The sequence below is a fragment of the Nocardia citri genome (assembly GCF_054065835.1).
The window spans coordinates 35,125-55,815 of record NZ_JBSUQM010000035.1 but is presented as its reverse complement, the minus strand read 5'-3'; the positions used below and the strand labels follow the sequence as shown (position 1 = coordinate 55,815).

At 66.3% G+C, this 20,691-nt stretch carries 18 protein-coding genes and 1 pseudogene; 15 read left to right on the top strand and 4 right to left on the bottom strand.

Annotated features, from left to right (window positions below):
* Positions 1-92: 92 nt before the first annotated feature.
* The 10 genes and pseudogenes from ACW2Q0_RS28960 (at position 93) to ACW2Q0_RS28915 (ending at position 11,496) form a co-directional block, all read left to right on the top strand.
* Positions 93-1,223, top strand: coding sequence for a FecCD family ABC transporter permease (locus ACW2Q0_RS28960; protein ID WP_457194093.1), 1,131 nt, complete (start codon positions 93-95; stop codon positions 1,221-1,223).
* On the top strand, positions 1,220-2,035 hold the full coding sequence (locus ACW2Q0_RS28955; RefSeq protein ID WP_457194087.1) for an ABC transporter ATP-binding protein: 816 nt from the start codon (positions 1,220-1,222) through the stop codon (positions 2,033-2,035). Before ACW2Q0_RS28960 ends, ACW2Q0_RS28955 begins: the two co-directional genes overlap by 4 nt.
* Before the next feature lie 71 nt (positions 2,036-2,106).
* Positions 2,107-2,499 carry a BlaI/MecI/CopY family transcriptional regulator gene (locus tag ACW2Q0_RS28950; protein WP_330254691.1) on the top strand — a complete coding sequence of 131 codons (393 nt, stop codon included), beginning with the start codon at positions 2,107-2,109 and terminating at the stop codon, positions 2,497-2,499.
* 63 nt (positions 2,500-2,562) lie between these two features.
* Positions 2,563-3,501 carry a M56 family metallopeptidase gene (locus tag ACW2Q0_RS28945; RefSeq protein ID WP_457194086.1) on the top strand — a complete coding sequence of 313 codons (939 nt, stop codon included), beginning with the start codon at positions 2,563-2,565 and terminating at the stop codon, positions 3,499-3,501.
* A gap of 123 nt (positions 3,502-3,624) precedes the next feature.
* A pseudogene (locus ACW2Q0_RS28940) lies at positions 3,625-5,007 on the top strand (DEAD/DEAH box helicase); the annotation flags it as partial.
* 382 nt (positions 5,008-5,389) lie between these two features.
* Positions 5,390-6,235 (top strand): DMT family transporter, encoded by an 846-nt coding sequence (locus tag ACW2Q0_RS28935; protein ID WP_457194085.1) that lies wholly within the window; start codon positions 5,390-5,392, stop codon positions 6,233-6,235.
* Positions 6,236-6,406: 171 nt separating this feature from the next.
* Complete coding sequence (locus ACW2Q0_RS28930; RefSeq protein WP_457194084.1) at positions 6,407-7,843, top strand: GuaB1 family IMP dehydrogenase-related protein; 1,437 nt, start codon at positions 6,407-6,409, stop codon at positions 7,841-7,843.
* Positions 7,844-8,175: 332 nt separating this feature from the next.
* Entirely contained in the window at positions 8,176-9,549 is a 1,374-nt protein-coding gene (locus ACW2Q0_RS28925) for a hemolysin family protein (protein ID WP_457194083.1), read from the top strand.
* Positions 9,542-10,606 carry a hemolysin family protein gene (locus ACW2Q0_RS28920; RefSeq protein ID WP_457194082.1) on the top strand — a complete coding sequence of 355 codons (1,065 nt, stop codon included), beginning with the start codon at positions 9,542-9,544 and terminating at the stop codon, positions 10,604-10,606. The genes ACW2Q0_RS28925 and ACW2Q0_RS28920 overlap by 8 nt, the downstream gene beginning before the upstream one ends.
* Positions 10,603-11,496: a 3-methyladenine DNA glycosylase gene (locus tag ACW2Q0_RS28915; RefSeq protein WP_457194081.1), complete on the top strand. Its 894-nt coding sequence runs from the start codon at positions 10,603-10,605 to the stop codon at positions 11,494-11,496. The genes ACW2Q0_RS28920 and ACW2Q0_RS28915 overlap by 4 nt, the downstream gene beginning before the upstream one ends.
* Positions 11,497-11,579: 83 nt before the next feature.
* Here the strand turns inward: ACW2Q0_RS28915 and ACW2Q0_RS28910 are convergent, their stop codons facing one another.
* From ACW2Q0_RS28910 to ACW2Q0_RS28895, 4 genes are all read right to left on the bottom strand, one after another.
* A complete protein-coding gene (locus tag ACW2Q0_RS28910; protein ID WP_457194080.1) occupies positions 11,580-12,596 on the bottom strand; it encodes a hypothetical protein in 1,017 nt (338 codons plus the stop codon).
* Positions 12,593-13,927: a Dyp-type peroxidase gene (locus tag ACW2Q0_RS28905; protein WP_457194079.1), complete on the bottom strand. Its 1,335-nt coding sequence runs from the start codon at positions 13,925-13,927 to the stop codon at positions 12,593-12,595. Before ACW2Q0_RS28905 ends, ACW2Q0_RS28910 begins: the two co-directional genes overlap by 4 nt.
* 12 nt (positions 13,928-13,939) lie before the next feature.
* Positions 13,940-14,500, bottom strand: coding sequence for a hypothetical protein (locus ACW2Q0_RS28900; protein WP_457194078.1), 561 nt, complete (start codon positions 14,498-14,500; stop codon positions 13,940-13,942).
* Between the two features lie 657 nt (positions 14,501-15,157).
* Entirely contained in the window at positions 15,158-17,341 is a 2,184-nt protein-coding gene (locus tag ACW2Q0_RS28895) for a malate synthase G (protein ID WP_457194077.1), read from the bottom strand.
* A 153-nt stretch (positions 17,342-17,494) separates the two neighbouring features.
* On the opposite strand from ACW2Q0_RS28895, the gene ACW2Q0_RS28890 reads away from it, so the two are divergent.
* The 5 genes from ACW2Q0_RS28890 (at position 17,495) to ACW2Q0_RS28870 (ending at position 20,573) form a co-directional block, all read left to right on the top strand.
* Positions 17,495-17,761, top strand: coding sequence for a hypothetical protein (locus tag ACW2Q0_RS28890; protein ID WP_457194076.1), 267 nt, complete (start codon positions 17,495-17,497; stop codon positions 17,759-17,761).
* Positions 17,758-18,423, top strand: a complete 666-nt coding sequence (locus tag ACW2Q0_RS28885) for a TetR/AcrR family transcriptional regulator (RefSeq protein ID WP_457194075.1) — start codon at positions 17,758-17,760, stop codon at positions 18,421-18,423. The genes ACW2Q0_RS28890 and ACW2Q0_RS28885 overlap by 4 nt, the downstream gene beginning before the upstream one ends.
* 118 nt (positions 18,424-18,541) lie before the next feature.
* Positions 18,542-18,802, top strand: a complete 261-nt coding sequence (locus ACW2Q0_RS28880) for an acyl-CoA dehydrogenase family protein (protein WP_457194092.1) — start codon at positions 18,542-18,544, stop codon at positions 18,800-18,802.
* Positions 18,803-18,961: 159 nt separating this feature from the next.
* On the top strand, positions 18,962-19,213 hold the full coding sequence (locus ACW2Q0_RS28875; protein WP_457194074.1) for a hypothetical protein: 252 nt from the start codon (positions 18,962-18,964) through the stop codon (positions 19,211-19,213).
* 460 nt (positions 19,214-19,673) lie between these two features.
* Positions 19,674-20,573 (top strand): cutinase family protein, encoded by a 900-nt coding sequence (locus ACW2Q0_RS28870; RefSeq protein WP_457194091.1) that lies wholly within the window; start codon positions 19,674-19,676, stop codon positions 20,571-20,573.
* Positions 20,574-20,691 lie beyond the last annotated feature (118 nt).

Below are 20,691 nucleotides of genomic sequence, written 5' to 3'. Positions count from 1 at the left end.
ACAGCCGAGCATCGCTCGGTCATGGCGGAGCCGAGCGTCAGCGAGGTGCAGCCATGAGCGAGCGAACCGCCCAACTCAGCGCGCATTCGCGCATGACGGAGTCGAGCGACACCGCGACCGGGTACGAGCGGGCTCGGTCGGCAGCACCGTTGCGCCGCATCCATCCCGCCCTGCGCCTCGGCCCGGTGTCGATCGTGCTGCGCCCCACCATGGCGCTCATAGTGCTGGCGCTCGCCGCGAGCGTGCTCACACTGTGCTGCCTCGATATCGCGTTCGGCGACACCTACATTCCGATCGGCCGGGTACTGGATGTGCTCAGCGGCGGCGGCACCCGCTCCCAGCGCTTCATCGTGCTGGAGTCCCGACTTCCGCGCACCCTCACCGCCGCGGTCGTCGGTGCGGCCCTCGGCATCGCGGGCGCGATCACCCAATCGATCCTGCACAACCCGCTCGCCGCGCCGGATATGCTGGGCATCACCACCGGCTCCAGCCTCGGCGCGGTCGCGGTGCTGGTCGGAACCGGTGGCGCGACAACGGGACTCGCGGCGAGCGTCGGTGCTCCGCTGGCGGCGCTGACCGGTGGTCTGCTCACCGCGATCGTGATCTACCTGCTCGCCTGGGGCCCCAGCGTGACCGGTGACCGCGGCGTTACACCGATGCGACTAGTGCTGATCGGCATCGGTGTGAACGCATTGCTGTTGTCCGGCATCAGCTTTCTGCTCACCCGCGCCAGCCTGCAGGACGCGGCCCGCGCCCAACTGTGGCTGAACGGCTCGCTCAACAGCGCGGACCGGACCAAACTCGTCCCGGCCGCGCTGGCCTTGGCCGTTGTTGTCCTCGTCGCCGTGGGTTCCGCGCGAACCCTTGCCGCGCTGCGCCTCGGCACCGACACCACGCGGATGCTCGGCGTGCGGATCCAGACCCAGCAGACGATTTTGATCGGTGCGGCTGTCGTTGCCGCGTCGGTCGCGACCGCGTCCGTCGGCCCGGTCACCTTTGTGGCGCTCGCCGCACCTCAGATCGCACGCCGACTCCTGCGAACTCCCGGCGAACCGCTCATCGGCTCGGCGCTCACCGGCGCCATCGTGGTAGTCGGCGCGGATGTGGTCTCACGCACGCTGTTTCCGGTCGATCTGCCGGTCGGTGTCGTGACCGCCGCCTTCGGCGGACCGTTCCTGCTCTACCTGCTCGTGCGTATGAATCGGAAGGCGACTCTGTCATGACCAGCGACACACGGCTCTGCGCACAGGACGTCACCCTCGGCTACGGCGACCGCGTCATCGTCGACGGACTCGATATCGATATCGCCCCCGGCGTCGTCACCACCGTCATCGGCCCGAACGGCTGCGGCAAGTCGACCATGCTGCGCTCGCTCGGCCGCCTGCTGCGACCGCGTCAGGGCCGAATCCTGTTGGACGGCAAGGCGATTTCGATGATGAAGACCAAGGATGTGGCACGCATCATCGGCATGCTTGCGCAGTCGCCGGTCGCGCCCGAGGGGCTCACCGTCGCGGATCTCGTTGCGCGCGGGCGTCATCCACATCAGTCCTGGATCCGGCAATGGTCGGCCACCGACGAGGCCGAGGTCATGTCCGCACTCGCGGCGACGGGCATCGCCGTTCTGGCCGATCGCGCACTCGACGAGTTGTCCGGCGGTCAGCGCCAACGCGCCTGGATTTCGATGGCACTGGCCCAGGGCACCGATATCCTGCTGCTCGATGAGCCGACCACCTACCTCGATCTCGCACATTCGGTCGAGGTCCTGGACCTGATAGACCGGCTACACGACGACCTCGGCCGCACCGTGGTGATGGTGCTGCACGATCTGAACCTGGCCATTCGCTACAGCGACCAACTCATCGTCATGCGCGACGGACGCATCGTCGCCCAAGGCGCCCCCGCCGATATCATCGATGTCGCGCTGCTGCGCGAGGTCTTCGATCTCGACGCCTCGGTACTCGAGGACCCGGTCTCCGGCCGTCCGATGATCGTGCCCATCGGAACCCGGCACGTTTTGCCCGAGTATGACAAATGACACACCAGCAATCCATCAGTTACGACGGGGTGTAGTACGCAATTGTGTCGTTGATTACGTAAGCTTAGGGGATGGCAGGACTTGGCGAACTCGAGAAGGCGGTCATGGACCAGCTGTGGTCCAGTGACGAGCCGCAGACCGTACGGCAGGTACACGAGGCTTTGGCCGCCCGCCGCGAGCTCGCGTACACCACGGTGATGACGGTGCTGCAGCGACTGGCGAAGAAGAATCTGGTGGTTCAGCGCCGCGACGACCGCGCCCACCGCTATGCGCCGGTGCACACCCGCGACGAACTGGTGGCCAGCTTGATGGTCGACGCATTGCAGCAGGCGGATGCGGCGGGCAGCCGCGCGGCGGCGCTCGTGCATTTCGTCGAACAGGTCGGCAGGGACGATACGGATGCCCTGCGAGAAGCACTCGCTAAGCTCGAGGCATCCGAAGATACCGCGCCACCGAAGCAGTAGTCTTGGGATCCTGGCCTCACAACGAGGTGACGCCGTGGCCCCACAACGCAGTGAGCTGAGTCGATGAACGCAACCGCGCCGGTCTTCACCGGTCTCGCTTTGCTTCTCGCGGGGCCTGCCCCAGCTCTGCTGAGCCGCGCGACCTGGCCGTACCGGACCCCACGCGCCGCGGTGGTGTTGTGGCAGGCCATCGCGCTCGCCGCCGTGCTCAGCGCATTCGGCTCGGGCTTGGCCATCGCCGCGCAGTTGCTCGTTCCCGGACCGGACGGTCGCCCGACCACGTCTCCGGCCCGTGAGATCGACGCGCTCGGACTGCCGCTGTGGCTGGCATATGTCTTCGTCTTCGCGGTGACCCTGCTGATCGGCGCGCGGCTGATCTACGCGATCGTGCGCGTCGGCGTACACACCCGCAGGCGCCGCGCGCGCCACCGCATGCTCGTCGATCTGCTCGACCAGAGCGGACCGCAGCGCCGGGCCGCCGATATCCGGGTGCTCGCCTCGACTGAACCGATCGCCTATTGCCTACCCGGCCTGCGCCAGCGGGTCGTGCTGAGCGAAGGCACGCTGACCAGCCTGCGGGATGCCGAGGTCACCGCCATCGTCAGCCATGAGCGCTCGCATCTGCGTGCGCGGCACGACCTGGTGCTCGAGGCGTTCACCGCCGTACACGAGGCCTTTCCCCGGGTGGTGCGCAGCAAAGCCGCGCTCGGCTCGGTGAAACTCCTGATCGAACTGCTCGCCGACGACTCGGCGGTGAAGGTGACCGGCCCGAAGCCGCTGGCCCGAGCGCTGGTCGCGTGCGCCAAATCCACCGCTCCGCAGGGCGCGCTCGCCGCGGGCGGTCCGACCACCCTGATCCGCATCCAGCGCCTGGGTGGACGGATCGGCGACATTCGGGTCGCCTCGGCGGCGTATCTGGGGTCCGCGGCCATCCTGGTGGTCCCCACCATGGCTGTGGCGGTACCCTGGCTGGTCGAACTGGATCGACTACTGCGTAACTGATTCCTCCGGTTCTCCCCGACACACCCGGTCCTACCGCATCCCGACGACCGGGCCCAACCATCTCGGCGGCACCACGCGTGCCCGGATCCGTTCGCGCCGAGACATGAAAGGCACACGACCCCGTTGACCTCCCCCACCCCTGCCACCACCTTCGCGGATCTGGGCCTACCCGCCGTGCTTGTTCAGGCGCTGCGCCGCGACGGCATCGAGGCCCCGTTCCCGATCCAGGCCGCGACCGCGACCGATGCGCTGGCGGGCAAGGACGTGCTCGGGCGCGGCCCGACCGGTTCCGGCAAGACCCTGGCGTTCGGACTGCCGATGCTCGCGCTACTCACCGGCGCCCAGGCCAAGCCGGGCCGTCCGCGTGGTCTGGTGCTGGTGCCGACCCGCGAGCTGGCAGCCCAGATCGAAAAGGCGCTGGACCATGCGGCACTGTCGCTCGGGTTGCGGGTCGCCTCGGTGGTCGGTGGCGCACCGATCAAGCGGCAGGCCGACCGGCTCGCACGCGGTGTCGACCTGCTCATCGCCACACCCGGGCGACTCGAGGATCTGATCAACCAGCGCTGCGCCGACCTGTCCGATGTGCGGATCACCGCACTGGACGAGGCCGACCACATGGCCGATATGGGCTTCCTGCCGCAGGTCACCAAGCTGCTCGACCGGACGCCGAAAGATGGTCAGCGCCTATTGTTTTCGGCAACCCTCGACGGTGAGGTCGACAAACTGGTCAAGCGTTACCTGCGCTCTCCCGTCACCCATTCCACCGCGCCGCCATCGGCCTCGGTCGCGACGATGTCGCATCATCTGCTGTACCTGCGCAAGGCCGATAAGCGTGAAATCACCGCGCAGATCGCCGCCCGCGACGGGCTGACCATCATGTTCGTGCGCACCAAGCACGGTGCGGACCGGCTCGCGAAACAACTGCGCGCGGCCGGCATCGCCGCAGGCGCGCTGCACGGCGGCAAGGCGCAGAACAACCGCGTGCGCACGCTGGCCGCATTCGCCGACGGCACCACACCGGTGCTGGTTACCACCGATGTGGCCGCGCGCGGCATCCACGTGGACGGGATTTCCCTTGTCGTACACGTGGATCCGCCCGCGGAATCCAAGGCGTACCTGCATCGCGCGGGCCGTACCGCCCGCGCCGGTGAGGACGGCGTCGTCGTCACGCTGGTCACCGAGGAGGAACGCGGCGACGTCGAGAAGATGACCCGCAAGGCGGGCGTCGATGTCGACGGCGTGCAGGTCCGTCCGGGCGATCGGCGGCTGATCCAGATCACCGGTGCGAAGCGGCCGTCGGGTGTGCCGATCGTCGCGGCGAACTCGGCGCTCACAGTCGGTGACGAGGGTGAGTTGACGGTCGGTGGGGCGAGCCGCCGCTCGGGTGGTGCCGGCACCAGCGGTCGTGGTAGAGGCGCCCGCTCGGGTGGTGCGGGATCAGTTGGCACCGGGCGTCGAAATGCCGATTCGAGTCGTCGCGCCGGGGGTGCCGAGAAGACCTCGGGCAGTTCGCCCCGTTCCACCGCGACGGCAGCCCCCGGCCGCGGCGCGGGGTCGGCGAAGACAGCCCCCGCGCGAACCACGAACCCGGCATCAGCCGCGCCTGGCCGAGCTGCCGGATCGGCGAAAAAGGCCCCCGCGCGGACGGTGAATGCCGCGGCGGCGGGTCGTGTCGGCGGGTCGGCGAAGGCGAGCTCGACGCGTTCGGCGGGATCCAGCGCTGCCGCGCGCGGCACCTCGACCAACCAGGGTACGGGAGTTTCCGGTCGCGGTGCCGCAACCGGTCGCACCGCTGCGACCAGCGGCGACACGCCCGGGCGGCCGCGTCGACGCGCCGGGCGGGCGCAGGGGGTGTCGGGCGGACGCAATCACGGGGCAAACTGACCAGGTGGCGAATCATCAGGTGGGCGCGGTCGTCTGCGCGTTGATCGCGGCATTGCTCTTCGCGGTGGCCGCGGTCGCGCAGCAGCATGCGGCGGCCACGGTTCCGGAGGACGAGTCGCTGATACGCGCGCTGATGCGCAATCCGCGCTGGTGGGCCGGAATCGTCGGGGATGCGGGCGGTTACGCGATGCAGGTCGCCGCGCTGGCCTTGGGCGCGGTGCTGCTCGTCCAGCCGATTCTGGTGAGTATGTTGGTCTTTGCGCTCCCGCTTTCCGCCCGGCTCAACCGCCGCCGCATCACCCCGCGCACCTGGGCGACCGCCGTCGCCCTCGCCGCGGCCCTCGCCTGTTTCTTGATCGTCGGCGATCCGACCGAGGGCAATACCAGTGCGCCCCTGCGCGATTGGATCCCGCCGCTGGCCGGACTGCTCGGCCTGCTCGCGGTCACCGTCGTCGTCGCCTTCGGGACCTCGGATCCCACCCGCCGCGCACTCCTGTTCGGCGCCGTAGGCGGTGCCCTGTTCGGCCTGGCCGCCGCGCTCACCGAGTACGTGACCGAACTCTTCGAAGGCGGCCTTATCCATGTGCTGGGCAGCTGGCAGACCTGGGCCCTGGTCGCCTCCGGTCTCATCGGCCTTTATCTCCAGCAACGTGCCTTCCAATCCGGCCCACTCGTCGCATCGTTGCCCGCCGTCACCATCGCAGAGCCCTTGGCCGCCGCCTTCATCGGCCTCACCGTCCTCGACGAACACCTCCGCACCGACCACCTCGGCCTCGCTGTCATCATCGTCGCCGTAATCATCATGTGCGCGACCGCAATCCAACTCTCCCGCGCCCAAGCCGAGCCATAACACTCGCGGATCGAGATCACGTGGAAACCACGGCGGCATCGGCCCGAGAAGGCCCCGCCACCCAGTTCCACCTGATCTCGAGTCCAGTGTCGCGCCCGGTGTTTCGCACGGGTTGGGACCGAATGCTGGAGGATTGCATGGAAGTACGGTGTACCGCTTAGAATCGGTCAAGTGCAGTTTCTCCCTGGTCATCAGCCGCCCTACGACTTGACCTACGACGACCTCTTTCTGGTCCCGAATCGGACCGATGTCGCGTCACGGTTCGATGTGGATCTGTCGACCGTGGACGGGTCCGGCACCACCATTCCCATTGTCGTCGCGAATATGACCGCGGTTGCTGGACGCCGGATGGCCGAGACGGTCGCCCGGCGCGGCGGCATCGTCGTACTCCCGCAGGATCTCCCGATCGCCGCGGCATCGGAGACCATCGCCTTTATCAAGAGCCGCTCGCTCACCGCCGATACCCCGGTCACGCTGGATCCGGAGCGTTCGGTCTCCGAGGCCGTCGCGCTGATGCACAAGCGCGCGCACGGTGCCGTGGTGGTCGTCGACGGCGGTAAGCCGGTCGGCGTGGTTACCGAGGCGTCCTGCACCGATGTCGACCGCTTCGCCCGGCTACGCGATGTGGCGGTCACCGATTTCGTGCAGGCACCCGCCAGCACTTCGCCGCGCGATCTGTTCGACCTGCTCGAGGCCAAACATGCGCAACTCGCCGTGCTCGTCACCGAAGACGGCGGCCTCGCGGGCGTGATGACCCGCACCGGAGCCATCCGCGCCGGTATCTACCAGCCCAATGTCGACGCCGACAACCGGTTGCGTGTCGCCACCGCGGTCGGCATCAACGGCGACGTGGCCGCCCGGACCAAGGCACTTGTCGACGCAGGCGCGGACCTGCTCGTCATCGATACCGCACACGGCCACCAGGCCAAAATGCTCGAAACCCTCGGCGCCATCCGCGATCTCAGCCTCGGCGTGCCGCTGGTCGCGGGCAATGTGGTTTCCGCGGCAGGCACCCGTGATCTGGTCGCCGCGGGCGCGGACATCATCAAAGTCGGTGTCGGCCCCGGCGCCATGTGCACCACGCGCATGATGACCGGCGTCGGCCGTCCGCAGTTCTCCGCAGTGGCCGAATGCGCTACCGCCGCAAAGGAACTCGGCGTGCATGTGTGGGCAGACGGCGGGGTCCGGCACCCCCGCGACGTCGCGCTCGCACTGGCCGCGGGCGCGTCCAATGTGATGATCGGCTCCTGGTTCGCCGGCACCTACGAATCCCCCGGTGACCTGCGCGTCGACCGCGACGGAAATGCCTACAAGGAGAGCTTCGGCATGGCCTCCAAGCGCGCCGTCGCCGCCCGCACCGCCACCGACAGCGGCTTCGACCGCGCCCGCAAGGCACTGTTCGAGGAAGGCATCTCCAGCTCGCGCATGCGCCTGGATCCGGAACGCCCCGGCGTCGAGGACCTCATCGACCACATCTGCTCCGGCGTCCGCAGCGCCTGCACCTACGCGGGTGCCCGCACCCTCCCTGAGTTCCATGACAAGGCGGTCCTCGGAGTCCAGTCAGCGGCAGGTTTCGCCGAAGGCCGCCCACTGCCGAGCGGCTGGTAGCGCCTCGGCAGATCACCTCGAGCAGCCCATCGCACGACCACTCGACCGCGCGGCCATCGACTCAGTCGGGCCGTCGAGTGGCGCGCGACGCGCCACTGGGCATACATACATCCGGCGCCGTAGGCGCTGCCATTGGACAGAGCCGGTAGCATGATGGTTGCCGGACTCCGGCATCACAAACCATTTGCCGAGAGGAACAAGTTGTCACCCGCGTCCGAGGGCGCCGCACAGGAGGGCTCCTCTACCGAGCCGGGTGACAAACCCGGCGCTCTCCGTCTCCCAGCCGCCCGATCCGATTCAGCTCATCGCACGTCTCGCAGGTGGTGCTGACGATGTCCGTCGCGCTCACCGTGCTAAGCCTGATCGGGTTCATCGCTCTCACGGTTGGCACCGCTTTGTTCGTTGCCGCCGAATTCTCCCTGACCGCATTGGAACGCAGCACCGTCGAATCGCATGTGCGCACGATCGGTGACGCCCGCTCGCGCCTGGTCCGGCAGGCGCACACCACCTTGTCGTTCCAGCTGTCCGGAGCCCAGCTCGGTATCACCATCACCACCCTGATCACGGGCTACATCGCCGAACCCGTCCTGGCGCGAGTGCTATCGCCACTGTTCACCGCGCTCGGTCTGAGCACGGGCGCGGCGCAGGGCCTCTCGCTGACGCTGGCGCTGCTGCTCGCCACCTCGCTGTCGATGGTCTACGGCGAGCTCGTCCCGAAGAACATCGCGATATCCAAGCCGCTCGGCACCGCCCGGGCGACGGCGGGCCCGATGATCGCCTTTTCGGTGGTGTTCAAGTGGATGATCCACTTCCTCAACGGCACTGCGAACTGGGTGGTCCGCCGATTGGGCGTAGAACCAGCCGAGGAGTTGCGTTCGGCGCGTTCCCCACAGGAACTCGGATCGCTGGTGCGTACTTCCGCCCTGCGCGGCGCGCTGGACCACCGCACCGCGCAGCTGGTCGATCGCTCGCTGCAATTCGGTGAGCGCAGCGCCGAGGAGTTGATGACACCTCGGGTCAAGATCGAATCCCTGGACAAGTCCGACACCATCGCCGATCTGATCGCGGCCGCCAGCCGCACCGGTTACTCCCGCTTCCCGATCATCGATGGCGATCTGGACAACACCCTCGGCGTGGTGCACGTCAAACAGGCGTTCACCCATCCGGCGAATGTCCGCAACAGTATCCCGCTGCATCTACTCGCCCGGTCGGTGCCGATCGTGCCGGCCAGCCTCGACGGCGACGAGGTGCTCGAGCGGGTCCGCGCCGACGGTATGCAGGTCGCGCTGGTGGTCGACGAATACGGCGGCACCGCGGGCATCGTGACCATGGAGGATCTCATCGAGGAAATCCTCGGCGATGTCCGCGACGAGCACGACGAGGAAGAACGCGATGTCCGCCGCGTGGCGGACGGGTGGGACTGCTCCGGACTGCTACGCATCGACGAGGTCTCTCGGGCCACCGGCTACGACGCGCCCGAGGGCGAGTACGAAACCCTCGGCGGTTTGGTGCTCACCCGGCTCGGTCGCATCCCGGTCACCGGTGACGAGGTTATCCTGCCGAATCCACGATCCTCGCACCGCTATCCCAACGATGACGACGGCGGCTGGATCGCCAAGGTCGAACGGATGGACGGGCGGCGCATCGATCGGGTCCGACTGGTCCCGGTCGCGGCCGCCGCGCTGAAGGACAGCAACCATGGGTGATCTCCTCGGCGTCCTGCTCACGGCGGTACTGCTGGCCTGCAATGCCTTCTTCGTCGCCGCCGAATTCGCGCTCATCTCCGCGCGCCGCGACCGACTCGAAGCGCTCGCCGCACAGGGCAAGCGCAAGGCGCACACGGTCATCCGGGCCGGTGAGAACCTGTCCATGATGCTGGCCGCCGCACAACTCGGCATCACCATCTGCTCGATCCTGCTCGGCCGGGTCGGCGAACCCGCGGTCGCGCATTTGCTGGAGAGGCCGTTCGAACTGTTCGGCCTGCCCGATCAGCTGCTGCATCCGGTGGCCTTCGCCATCGCGCTGGCCATCGTGGTGATCCTGCACATCCTGTTCGGCGAGATGATTCCGAAGAATATCGCGCTGGCCGGACCGGAACGCAGTGCGCTGCTGCTGGTTCCGGTGCATCTGATGTGGTTGCGCTTGGCGCGTCCACTCATCGCCGTCTACAACCTGGCCGCGAATCTGTCGCTGCGGATGTTGCGGATCGAGCCGAAGGATGAGCTGGAGGCGACGGTCTCCAGTGTGGAGCTCGCCGAGATGATCGGTGAATCCCGTTCGGAGGGCCTGCTCGACGAGGAGGAGCACCGCCGTCTCACCCAGGCGCTGGGCACCTCCGATCGCGTTGTGGGCGATGTGATGGTGCCGCTGACGACGACCCGCTCGGTTCCGTTGCGCGGTAACGGCACCACGCTCGGCGATATCGAATCCGCGGTCGCCGAAACCGGTTTCTCCCGGTATCCGGTGCGTGCGAGCGACGGCTCGCTGGTCGGGTATCTGCATGTGAAAGATGTGCTCGACAAGGTCGCCGACGAAAGGGCCGGACCGAATACGCCCATCCCGCGCACGGATATTCGCCCACTGCCGACGGTGAGCGCCGGTACCCCGCTGCACGAAGCGCTGGCCCGCCTGCGCCGCACCAACTCCCACCTCGGCCGCGTCGTGGACACCCGCGGCAATACGGTGGGCATCGTGGCGCTGGAGGATCTGGTGGAAGAGTTCGTCGGCACCGTGCGCGACGGGACGCACCGGGTGATCGAATGATCGTGCTGGCCGAGTCCGAATGGCGGACCAGTGCCGCCGAACACCGGGCTCGGCTGGACGAGCTCGTCGGACCGTATCTCGAACGGCGCGCGGCGGGTTCGGTACATCCGGTGATCGACTTCCTGTTCACGTACTACGGACATAAACCCGCCCAATTGCGGCGCTGGCACCCGGGATTCGGTGTCGCGTTGGCCGGTGCGCCGGAGTACGACGGGGCTCGCGGATATCACCGCATCGCCGCGCATGGAACCGACGCAGTTGTCTGCACCGCCGACTCGGCGTTCATCCGGCGGCGGCGCGACACCATCGAGTTCATCGCGAAACTGCTGCGCGCCACAGCATCGCGCCCGGCGCAGCTGTCCTGCTTCGGGCTGCACGAGTGGGCCATGGTGTACAAATCCGATGAGATCCGCCACCAACAGGTGCCGCTGCGCTTGGGCGGCACCGGTACCGATGCGGTGGTGGAATCGATGTCCTTGCGCTGCACCCACTTCGACGCCTTCCGCTTCTTCACCCCGGAGGCGGTCGGCCGCAACGCGGAACCGTTGTCCCGCGCCGATCAGGAAATCCGGGAGCAGCCCGGTTGCCTGCACGCCAATATGGATCTCTACAAATGGGGTTTCAAACTGACCCCGCTCATCTCCTCCGAATCATTGCTCGACTACTTCGAATTCGCCTGTGCCGCACGTGAACTCGATATGCGCGCCAGCCCGTACGACCTCACCGACTACGGCTACGAGCCGATACGCATCGAAACCCCTGCGGGACGTGCCGAATACGTCCGCGCGCAATCGGCATTGGCGCAGCGGTCGGCGGGACTCCGACAGTCGCTGCTCGACATCTGCACATCGCTGCTGACGCACCACACCGCAGCGCGCACCGCCAGCTGAGCGGCGCGGCGAAAAACGCCAACCACCAGGCATCTCCACCAAAGCCATGCGCTGGACCCAAGCCAAACCCCGAGTGGGCACCTCTACCGCATGGTGGCGAGGTTGTGCCAGAGGTTTCGGAGGCTATCGGTGCCACCGAACAGCGTGGTGAAGTTGGTGGAGTCGATGAGCACGATGTCACCGGCTCGCCTGTCGGCGGGTGGCATCCAGACCAGCGCGTTGAATTCGATATTGCCCGCGGCGGTGAAGGGATGGGGCCGCTGGAGGTCGACACGCTGACGGCCCAGGACACGGAGCGAGTCGGTTTCCGGCGCGGTGAGCTCGTAGTGCGGTAGATGGGGGTGGAAGTTGAACGTCGTGACGTTATCCAGCAGCCGGGGCTCGTCCAGGTCACGGAACCCGGTCAAGGGGGCGATCTCAGCGGTGCCATCGACAACCGCGGGTCGCAGGCCCCATCTGTTGTACACGGGAACATCGAGAGCCTGCATGAGCGAGCGGGTGTACCGGCCGAATCGCTGCTGCCGCGGCACCAGTGGGTCGCGGTGATGCTCGAATTCCATTTGCCGCTGCGCATTATCGTCGGTGCACCCCACGTCGTGATGCGGCGCCAGGAGCAGGCAGGTGCCTTCGCGTCGCAACCAGTCGCGGATAGCGTCGCTCTCCTCTGGTGCGGCCTGCTGTCCGGAGAGGAGGTGATCGAGCCCGAACACCATCAGGGTGTCGGTATCGCCCAGGATCCGCTCGTCTATCGGCAAGGTATAGCCCGCCTGGTCGACACGCTGGAACACCGCGACACAGTGACCGGTGACCTCCTCGGCCAGCTGCTGAAACGCCAGTGTCGAGCGATGGAACAGCTCGAGTGTGCCGGCGATGCCCTGTAGGAAGTGCGCAGCGTCGTATTCCGGAGTCTCGTAGCCGGGCCACAGAACGTTGCGGACCTCGGTCATCGTCGAGAAGCGGTTGTACAACTCGGCGGGATCACGTTGGGCCTCCCATGGATAGCTCCACGTCCAATAGATGGTCATCCGCCGCCGTCCGTCGTGGTGGCGCGGGATGTGGTTCTGGTTGTAGGTGCGTGCCAGCGGCAAGGTGCTGCTCATCGTGTCGCCTCTCGGCTGTCGAGTGTGGCCAGATATCGCAGGGCGCTGATGCTCGGCAGGAAGAAATACCCGCCGCCTCTGAGAGTGGTGAAGGCCGGCAGCCCGAGGAACTTCTTTCGGATGGGCCGCTTGGGTACGGTGAAGTCCAGAGTGCCGTCCTGGGTGCCGCAGATCGGGTCGTGTTCGTTGCCGAGCTCGTGGAAGGTCTTGTCGTTGATCCAGACGTTCTGGGCGAATTCGAACTGGCGTACCAGGCTGGCGCAGATGATGAAAGCGGCGATCCCGCGGTCCACCCCGTCGTCGGGGGTGTCGTCGGGTAGTGCTGGCCCGTAGGTGGCACCGCGGCGAATCATCCTGCGGCGGTTCATATTTGCCGCAGTGTCGCGCGGGTTGAGTCGCCGCGCGTGCGCGCCGAGTGGTACCGCATAGCCGTGCGGATCCATCTCTTTGTAGTTGAAGTCGTTGTTGCGCATGGGATCCGCGCCCAGCGCCGGATCATCCCGATCCGGGGCCAGCACCAAGGGAGCGCCGCTGCGCCAGCGCCCCATGAGCTTCGCGGCAAGCAACTCCTGCCCGTCCGGGGTGTCCGCGTGCTCGCGCAGGAAGTTCCGAAACGCGCCGACGTGTTCTTGGAGCCGCCGGTAGGCCAGATAACTTCCGTTGCGGAACAACACCTCCGGTCGTGGCAGCGCCGGTGTCGGCCCCTCCTCGTCGGGATAGCCCAGGATGAATTCACCGGGTTGCAGCGGCGCCCCCGAGCCCGGGGTCGGTGCTTCGCCGGATCCGTCGATCACCGGCTGGGACAGCCGATCGCGGAACCCGAAATGATCGTGGGCGTGGTCGAAGGGCGGCGTCGCGTTCAGATCCAGGAACGACAACACGCGCACCCCTGGGCAACGGGCCACGAGTTTGTCGTGTTCGGCGGTGCAGCGCTGGCGTTCGGCATCGGTGCGGGCGAACAGAATGGCGATGGCGTGCAGGTCGTCACCGGCCAGCCCGCCCACCCAATTGTCGGGATGGGCGGCGCCCGTGTCGCCCAGGATGTCGGCGCGAGCGGCCATACCCTCCCGGAACTCGTCCGGGAACGCGGCGAGCGTTTCCTCCGGCACACCGAGCGCCCGCAACCCGGGCCAGGTGAAGGCCAGCGTCAGCCAGCGGTCGGAACTGTCCATCGTCGCGCGCACGTCCGCGGCCGATTGCACGCGGTCCACCAACGGCGTCAACCAGCTCCGGGCCCCCTCGGGGTCATCGAAAGACAGGAACTCGTAGCGGCCCGTCATCGCTGGCGTCCGGGTCAGCAGGATGTGCTGGATATCGTCGAGTTCGAGCATGACACAAGGGGATTACTGCATCTGGTCGAGCATGTCGGAGAACGCCACCTTCAGCCGCAGCGCTTTTTTGATCTCTTCGGCGGTGACATAGGGATACTCGCCGTATTCGAGGAAGCTCGGGAACTGGTGTTCGCGAACGAATTTCACGAACGCCTCCGTATTTTCCTTCCAATCCTCCGGAAATCCTTCGAGATTGGTGAAAACCGTGGTGATACCGGTCTGGGAGAACAGCGCGACGGCATCCTCGGTATATTTGTCGAAATCGGTATCGAAAATGCCTTGATACTGGAAATGCAGTCCCGATCCGACGTCGAACAGCACCCACCGCAGATAGTGCAGCCGTAGCGGCGCAAGAACGTCCGGACCAGCGGCTATCGCGTCCTCCAACTGCTTGCCGTACGCGCGGATAGCCTCCTCCCGTCCCGGCTTCACCTTGGCGATAATCGAGAACCCGTAGCATGCCGGAGTCCGCGGATAAATGGGTCCGTACCGACCCCGCTCCAGCTCGAAATAGCCCTCCGGCGGGATGGCCATCGCGGCCGGTCTACTCCAGTCACGCTCGGTCGTCGCCATATCTTCACCTACCTTCCGCACGGCAGTATGCTGGACTCTTCACATGCTAGATCCCGATTTATCACACCGAAACCCGAACCGCACCGACAATCGGGACACAGGGAATAATTGACGTCGGTGTGTCGAAATATGCGCCGAGAGCGCAATGGGAGAATCGATTGATGGCATTGCCGCCGAAGGGAATCGGCTCACCGCCTGTGGACATATCTCACCGGGCAAAGGAAACCCCCGGCCTCGGCATCCCATCGGGGGGCCGGGACCAGGGGTCGTCGTACCGGACGTTCGGCTCGGCTATTACAGCGGCGGGAAACCGGCCGAACCGGTGGCCACCCAGTTCCAGAACATCGCCGCGCGATTCACAACCACGGCGAATACATCAAGGACAACGCTTCCCATAAATCTTCCTCACATCCGACTATTTCGGGCAGCGCCCAGGGTAACGGATCGTTATATCTGTCGAAACTGGTCATCCGCCCCGGAGACGGCCGTCGTGTGGTAAAGACATCCCCCCGCCCGGGAGCAGGCTGGTTTCACCCGCACCGGAGTGCGGGCCAGCGCCCGGTGACGGGGCTGGCGCTTCAGGCTCCCGGACCCCGGGCAGTGCTGGAGTGCCCTGGTGCTTTGACAGGGCACCGACAGAGCTTTCAGACGCGCTCTTTAAACGCCGGCCAGCGCCTTGGCCTCCCGACGACGCCGGTGCAGGATGGGCTCGGTGTAGCCGTTCGGCTGTTTGGCGCCTTCCAGCACCAGCTCCTTCGCGGCCTGGAACGCGATGCTGCTCGCGAAGTCCGCCGCCATCGGCCGATAGTTCGGATCGTCCGCATTCTGCTTGTCGACCACCGGTGCCATCCGCTCCAGACTGGCGACCACCTCATCGGCGGTGACCACGCCGTGACGCAGCCAGTTCGCCATCAGCTGGCTCGAAATACGCAGGGTCGCCCGGTCTTCCATGAGACCGATATCCCGGATATCGGGCACCTTGGAGCAGCCGACGCCCTGATCGATCCAGCGCACCACATAGCCGAGGATGCCCTGGGAATTGTTGTCCAACTCCTGGCGCTTGTGCTCCTCGGTCCAGTTCGGGTCGGCCGCGAGCGGGATCTCCAGGATCTGATCGACGGTGGCGCGACGACCACCGGCGGCGATCTCCTGCTGCCGCTCGAACACGTCGACCTGGTGGTAATGCGTCGCATGCAATGTGGCCGCGGTCGGCGAGGGCACCCAGGCGGTGCTGGCGCCCGCGCGCGGGTGGCCGATCTTCTGCTCGAGCATGTCGTGCATCAGATCCGGCATGGCCCACATGCCCTTACCGATCTGCGCCTTACCGGGCAGGCCGGCGGCCAGACCGGTATCGACGTTCCAGTCCTCATAGGACAGGATCCACTGCTGGGTCTTCATGTCGGCCTTGCGGACCATCGGCCCGGCCTCCATGGAGGTATGGATCTCGTCGCCGGTGCGGTCCAGGAAGCCGGTGTTGATGAACACCACGCGCTCGGCGGCGGCCTGGATACAGGCCGCGAGGTTGACCGTGGTGCGGCGCTCCTCGTCCATGATGCCGACCTTGAGGGTGTTGCGGGTCAGGCCGAGGACGTCCTCGATCCGGCCGAATAGCTCACTGGTGAACGCGACCTCGTCCGGGCCGTGCATCTTCGGCTTCACAATGTAGACCGAACCGGTGCGGCTGTTCTTGAGCTTCTTGTCGCCGAGCAAGCTGTGCTTGGCGATCAGCGAGGTGATCAGGCCGTCCATAATGCCCTCGGGCACCTCGTTACCCTCGGCATCGATGATCGCGTCTGAGGTCATCAGGTGACCGACATTGCGCACGAACAGCAGCGACCGGCCGTGCAGCACCAACTCGCCACCGCCGAGCGCGGTGTAGACGCGGTCCGGATTCATGATGCGGGTGAAGGTCTTGTCGCCCTTGGTCACCTGTTCCGCCAGCTCGCCCTTCATCAGGCCGAGCCAGTTGTGGTAGCAGAGCACCTTGTCCTCGGCGTCCACCGCGGCGACCGAATCCTCGAAGTCCATGATGGTGGTGACCGCGGACTCCAGCACCACATCCTTGACACCGGCCGGATCGGTCTTACCGATCGGCGAGGCGGCGTCGATCTGGATGTCGATGTGCAAACCGTTGTGCTTCAACAGGATCGAGGTTGGCGAAGCCGGATCGCCCAAGTAGCCGACCAGTTCCGCGCCACCGGCGGCCAGCGTGGTGACCTCGTCGTTGCTCAGTGTGACTGCCAGCTTGCCGCCGTCGATCGCGTAGTGCGTCGAGGACCGGTGCGAGCCGTTGGCCAGCGGGGCGGCAGTATCGAGGAACTTGCGCGCGAACTCGATCACGCGGCCACCGCGAACCGGGTTGTAGCCGGTACCCTTCTCGCCACCGTCGGCCTCGGAGATGGCGTCGGTGCCGTAGAGGGCATCGTAGAGCGAGCCCCACCGCGCATTCGCGGCATTGATCGCGAAGCGGGCGTTCATCACCGGCACCACCAGCTGCGGGCCCGCCGTGGTGGCGATCTCTTCGTCCACATTCCGGGTGGCGATCGTGAAGTCGGCCGGCTCCGCGCGCAGGTAGCCGATGTCGCCGAGGAATTTCTTGTAGGCGGCCTTGTCGTAGTTCGTGCCAGGGTGCTCGGCGTGCCAGGCATCAAGCTTGCCTTGGATTTCGTCGCGTTCGGCCAGCAGGACGCGGTTGCGTGGAGCGAGGTCACTGATGACCTGCTCGGCTCCGGCCCAGAACGCGGCGGAATCTACGCCGGTTCCGGGGAGCGCCTCGTTCTCGATGAACTCGTGGAGAACGCTGGCCACCTGGAGCCCGCCGACCTGAATCCGCTCTGTCATCTACTGCCTCACTTCGAGAAAGCCGGGTGGGAAATCGCAACCAATGTTACCCATCGGTAGCGATACGACGGTTTGTCGGGGCCTTGATTGTATCGTTCAGGGGAATTAATGTACCGAATGGAACATTTCTAGCGGCCGAAGCAATGGAGCGCAATGCCAGAGCAGTCGTTAGCGGATGAGATCGCGCTGGTCACGGCCGGTAGCCACAGGCTCGGTCGCGAGATGGTGCCGGCTTTCGCGGCGACCGGTGCGGATGTATACGAACTGCCGGCACTGCCTCGGCTCACCGCCGCCGGGCGCATTCGGCCCGAAGCCGCTTTCACACGCCGATTCCCGATGTCGGACGGCGCGAACGCATACCGCATGTTCGCCGACCGTGCCGATGGGGTTTCCAATGTCGTGCTGGATCCGCGCACATGACCGCGACATCGCACAGCGATTCGATCCGGGGTCAGCCCGAATCGGCCGCGCCGCGCCGTCGCGGTCGCCCACCGGCCGCCGAGACCACGGCCGAGGTGACCAGGGCGCGCATCGTGGCGGCCGCGGTGGAACTATTCGCGGAGCACGGCTTCCACGGCACCGGTGTCGCCGAAATCGGCGATCGGGCCGGGGTGCAGCGGGGGGCGCTGTACTACCACATCGGTTCCAAGGAAGAACTGCTCTGGCAGATCCTGCGCGATTACATCCAGCTCATGCTCACCGATGCACAACGAATCGCCCGCGGCACGGACGAGCCGATCGTCAAGTTGCGCAAGCTGATCCACAGCCATATCGGACTGATCATCGAGCACCATCGCGAGGTCGCGATCCAATTGCGCGATGTCACCGCACTGTCCGGCGATCGCGGCGAAAAACTGCAGGAAATGCGTGATGACGTTCAGTCCTGCTGGCAGCGCGTCATCGACGCCGGTCATGCGGCGGGTGTCCTGCGCACCGACGACCACGTGGTCACCAACAGTGTGCTCGGCATGCTGAATATGGTGACCTTCTGGTACCGCCCGCACAGCGGGCGCTCCCCCGGCGAAATCGCCGACATTGTGGCGTCCACCGTTCTCGACGGCATCACCGACACGAAAGGCTGACCATGGCTTGGGATTTCGAAACCGACCCGGAATATCAGCGGAAGTTGGACTGGGCCGCGGAGTTCGTCCGCACCGAGGTCGAACCCCTCGATCTGCTCTACCCGAATCCCATCACGATATCGCCCAGCGCGCCCTGCATCTGCACGGCGCCATCGGCGTCAGCCAGGATCTGCCCTTCGTCGACATGATGAACTACGCCGAGGTCATGGCGATCGCCGACGGCCCCACCGAGGTACACAAGATCACCCTCGCCAAGGAAGTGCTGAAGGACTACACCCCCGGCGACCCGGTGTACCCGAGCGGCTACCGTCCCGCCCTCCGCGCACAGGCCCGCGAACTGGTGGCCCGTCGCCTCGAACACATCGTCGGCAACCTCTGAAATCGCCTACTGGGCCGTCACCGGGTGCACGCTGAGGGTGCAGGTGTCGATCGTGGTGCTGACCGCATACGTGTCAGTGGTATTCGGTGCGGTGACCAAAAGCCGTGGCCGGTATCGACGCCCGGATATCCGGCGAGTGTGCACGCACCGCTGGCGCCCATGACCGACGGAGGTAACCGAGTGATCGCATACGAGGTGCGGCGGGTGCACAGCTGCGAGTTCTGTGGTACCGATGACCAAGCCCTCGGGACCGACAGCTCCCTCGACCGAGCGAAGTCCATCGCCGAAGGCGACGCTGGTCTGGTCATGGAATGGGCTCGGTGCACCGCCGACGATGAGTGGCCGCTACATGCCGATCCCGGTGACGGCGTCTACCGCTACTACATCTACGCGCGGGAAACCGCCGCGTGACGGTCACGAGGCGCGCCCGGCCGGATTCGAGTACCCCGCGACCGGACTCAACCACAACACCTGCGCCATCCGCCGAGTGAGCGCAGTCGGCCAGGTGAGTTCCACTCGGCCGGTACGTGCGGGAGCGGAATGCGCCCCGGCCGAACTGGTACAACGACTCGACATCGAAGCCGACGGTGACGTCGACCGGGAGGATGTATCCAGCCACGAGCGCAGCCACCACGCCAGCAGCTCGGCGGCCAGCTTCTCGGGTTGCGATTCGCCGAAGTCCAGCGCACCCCAATTCTCCGAGGCAGGTCCGGCATTGCCACCCCGTATAAAAAATGTTCGGCGTTTGTCACGAGATGTTCCCGCATCAACCGCTGGTCAGACCGTACGGTGGTCTGCGACGCGATGGCAGGCCCTCGCGTACGGCCCTCGGCCGCTTCGGAACTAGCAACCCGAGGTGTGGACCATGTTTATGCGCAAGATGATCGGCGCCGTGGCGGGAACCGTCATGGTAGGTGCGGCGGGCGCCGTCGGCGGCGCCGGCCCGACAACGGCGGCCCCCGGTGGCTGCCCCGACCTCTATGTCGTGGCGATACCGGGCACGTGGGAGACCTCCGATGCCAAACCCGGCGAGGGCATGCTCGCGAATGTCACCGATAACCTGCCGCAAAATACCCGCACCGACTACGTGGCCTACGCGGCGACCGCCTTCCCCTGGGAGACCGATGTTTACGGCCGGTCCAAACGACAGGCCATCGATAATGCCCGCGGCCTGGTCACGGCCATGGCACAGCACTGCGCCGAGACCAAGATCGCGCTGATCGGCTACAGCCAGGGCGCGGATGCGGCGGGCGATCTGGCCGCCGAAATCGGCACCGGACTGAGTCCCGTTCGGCCCGAACGCATCGCCGCGGTCGGTCTCATTTCGGATCCGCGCCGCTCCCCTACCGATTTACTCATCGGTCCGCCGGTCGAGGGCGCCGGTGCGGGCGGCCCGCGCATCGGTGGCTTCGGTTTCGTCAGCCCGCAAACCCGGACCATCTGCGCTGTCGGTGACCTCTACTGCGCCGCGCCGCCCACCGACTTCGCGACCCGCATCGCGGGATTCCTGGCCCAGGCCTCCGATCCGGATCCGACCCAGCTGTGGCGCTACCAGCAGGAGGCGCTCGCGATCTTCAACGACCTGATGGCGACCGGGGTGTCCCCGCTCATCCAGAACCAACTCGCCGATCCGGAAATGACAGAACGCAAGCGGGAATTCGATCGGTTCTACAACTCGTTCGTCCACCAGAACTACCCGACCTATGTCGTGGATTCCAGCGGTGCCACCGCTACCTCGTGGCTGCGGCACTGGCTGGTCGGCCTAGCCTGAAAAAAAGCCGTCGCTAGCGGCGGGTGCACTGTGCCACCATGGATTTCGATGATGATCATCCGATCGCGGGTGCTCACGAGCATGAGGAAGGAGGCGGCCATGACCATTGTCGTATCGA

What these genes read in the sequence shown, in the direction of transcription:
- ACW2Q0_RS28960 (WP_457194093.1), top strand. Translation starts at nt 93, where the DNA reads ATGACGGAGTCGAGCGACACCGCGACCGGGTACGAGCGGGCTCGGTCG.
- ACW2Q0_RS28955 (WP_457194087.1), top strand. Translation starts at nt 1,220, where the DNA reads ATGACCAGCGACACACGGCTCTGCGCACAGGACGTCACCCTCGGCTAC.
- ACW2Q0_RS28950 (WP_330254691.1), top strand. Translation starts at nt 2,107, where the DNA reads ATGGCAGGACTTGGCGAACTCGAGAAGGCGGTCATGGACCAGCTGTGG.
- ACW2Q0_RS28945 (WP_457194086.1), top strand. Translation starts at nt 2,563, where the DNA reads ATGAACGCAACCGCGCCGGTCTTCACCGGTCTCGCTTTGCTTCTCGCG.
- ACW2Q0_RS28925 (WP_457194083.1), top strand. Translation starts at nt 8,176, where the DNA reads ATGTCCGTCGCGCTCACCGTGCTAAGCCTGATCGGGTTCATCGCTCTC.
- ACW2Q0_RS28920 (WP_457194082.1), top strand. Translation starts at nt 9,542, where the DNA reads ATGGGTGATCTCCTCGGCGTCCTGCTCACGGCGGTACTGCTGGCCTGC.
- ACW2Q0_RS28915 (WP_457194081.1), top strand. Translation starts at nt 10,603, where the DNA reads ATGATCGTGCTGGCCGAGTCCGAATGGCGGACCAGTGCCGCCGAACAC.
- ACW2Q0_RS28910 (WP_457194080.1), bottom strand. Translation starts at nt 12,596, where the DNA reads ATGAGCAGCACCTTGCCGCTGGCACGCACCTACAACCAGAACCACATC.
- ACW2Q0_RS28905 (WP_457194079.1), bottom strand. Translation starts at nt 13,927, where the DNA reads ATGCTCGAACTCGACGATATCCAGCACATCCTGCTGACCCGGACGCCA.
- ACW2Q0_RS28900 (WP_457194078.1), bottom strand. Translation starts at nt 14,500, where the DNA reads ATGGCGACGACCGAGCGTGACTGGAGTAGACCGGCCGCGATGGCCATC.
- ACW2Q0_RS28895 (WP_457194077.1), bottom strand. Translation starts at nt 17,341, where the DNA reads ATGACAGAGCGGATTCAGGTCGGCGGGCTCCAGGTGGCCAGCGTTCTC.
- ACW2Q0_RS28890 (WP_457194076.1), top strand. Translation starts at nt 17,495, where the DNA reads ATGCCAGAGCAGTCGTTAGCGGATGAGATCGCGCTGGTCACGGCCGGT.
- ACW2Q0_RS28885 (WP_457194075.1), top strand. Translation starts at nt 17,758, where the DNA reads ATGACCGCGACATCGCACAGCGATTCGATCCGGGGTCAGCCCGAATCG.
- ACW2Q0_RS28875 (WP_457194074.1), top strand. Translation starts at nt 18,962, where the DNA reads ATGACCGACGGAGGTAACCGAGTGATCGCATACGAGGTGCGGCGGGTG.
- ACW2Q0_RS28870 (WP_457194091.1), top strand. Translation starts at nt 19,674, where the DNA reads ATGCGCAAGATGATCGGCGCCGTGGCGGGAACCGTCATGGTAGGTGCG.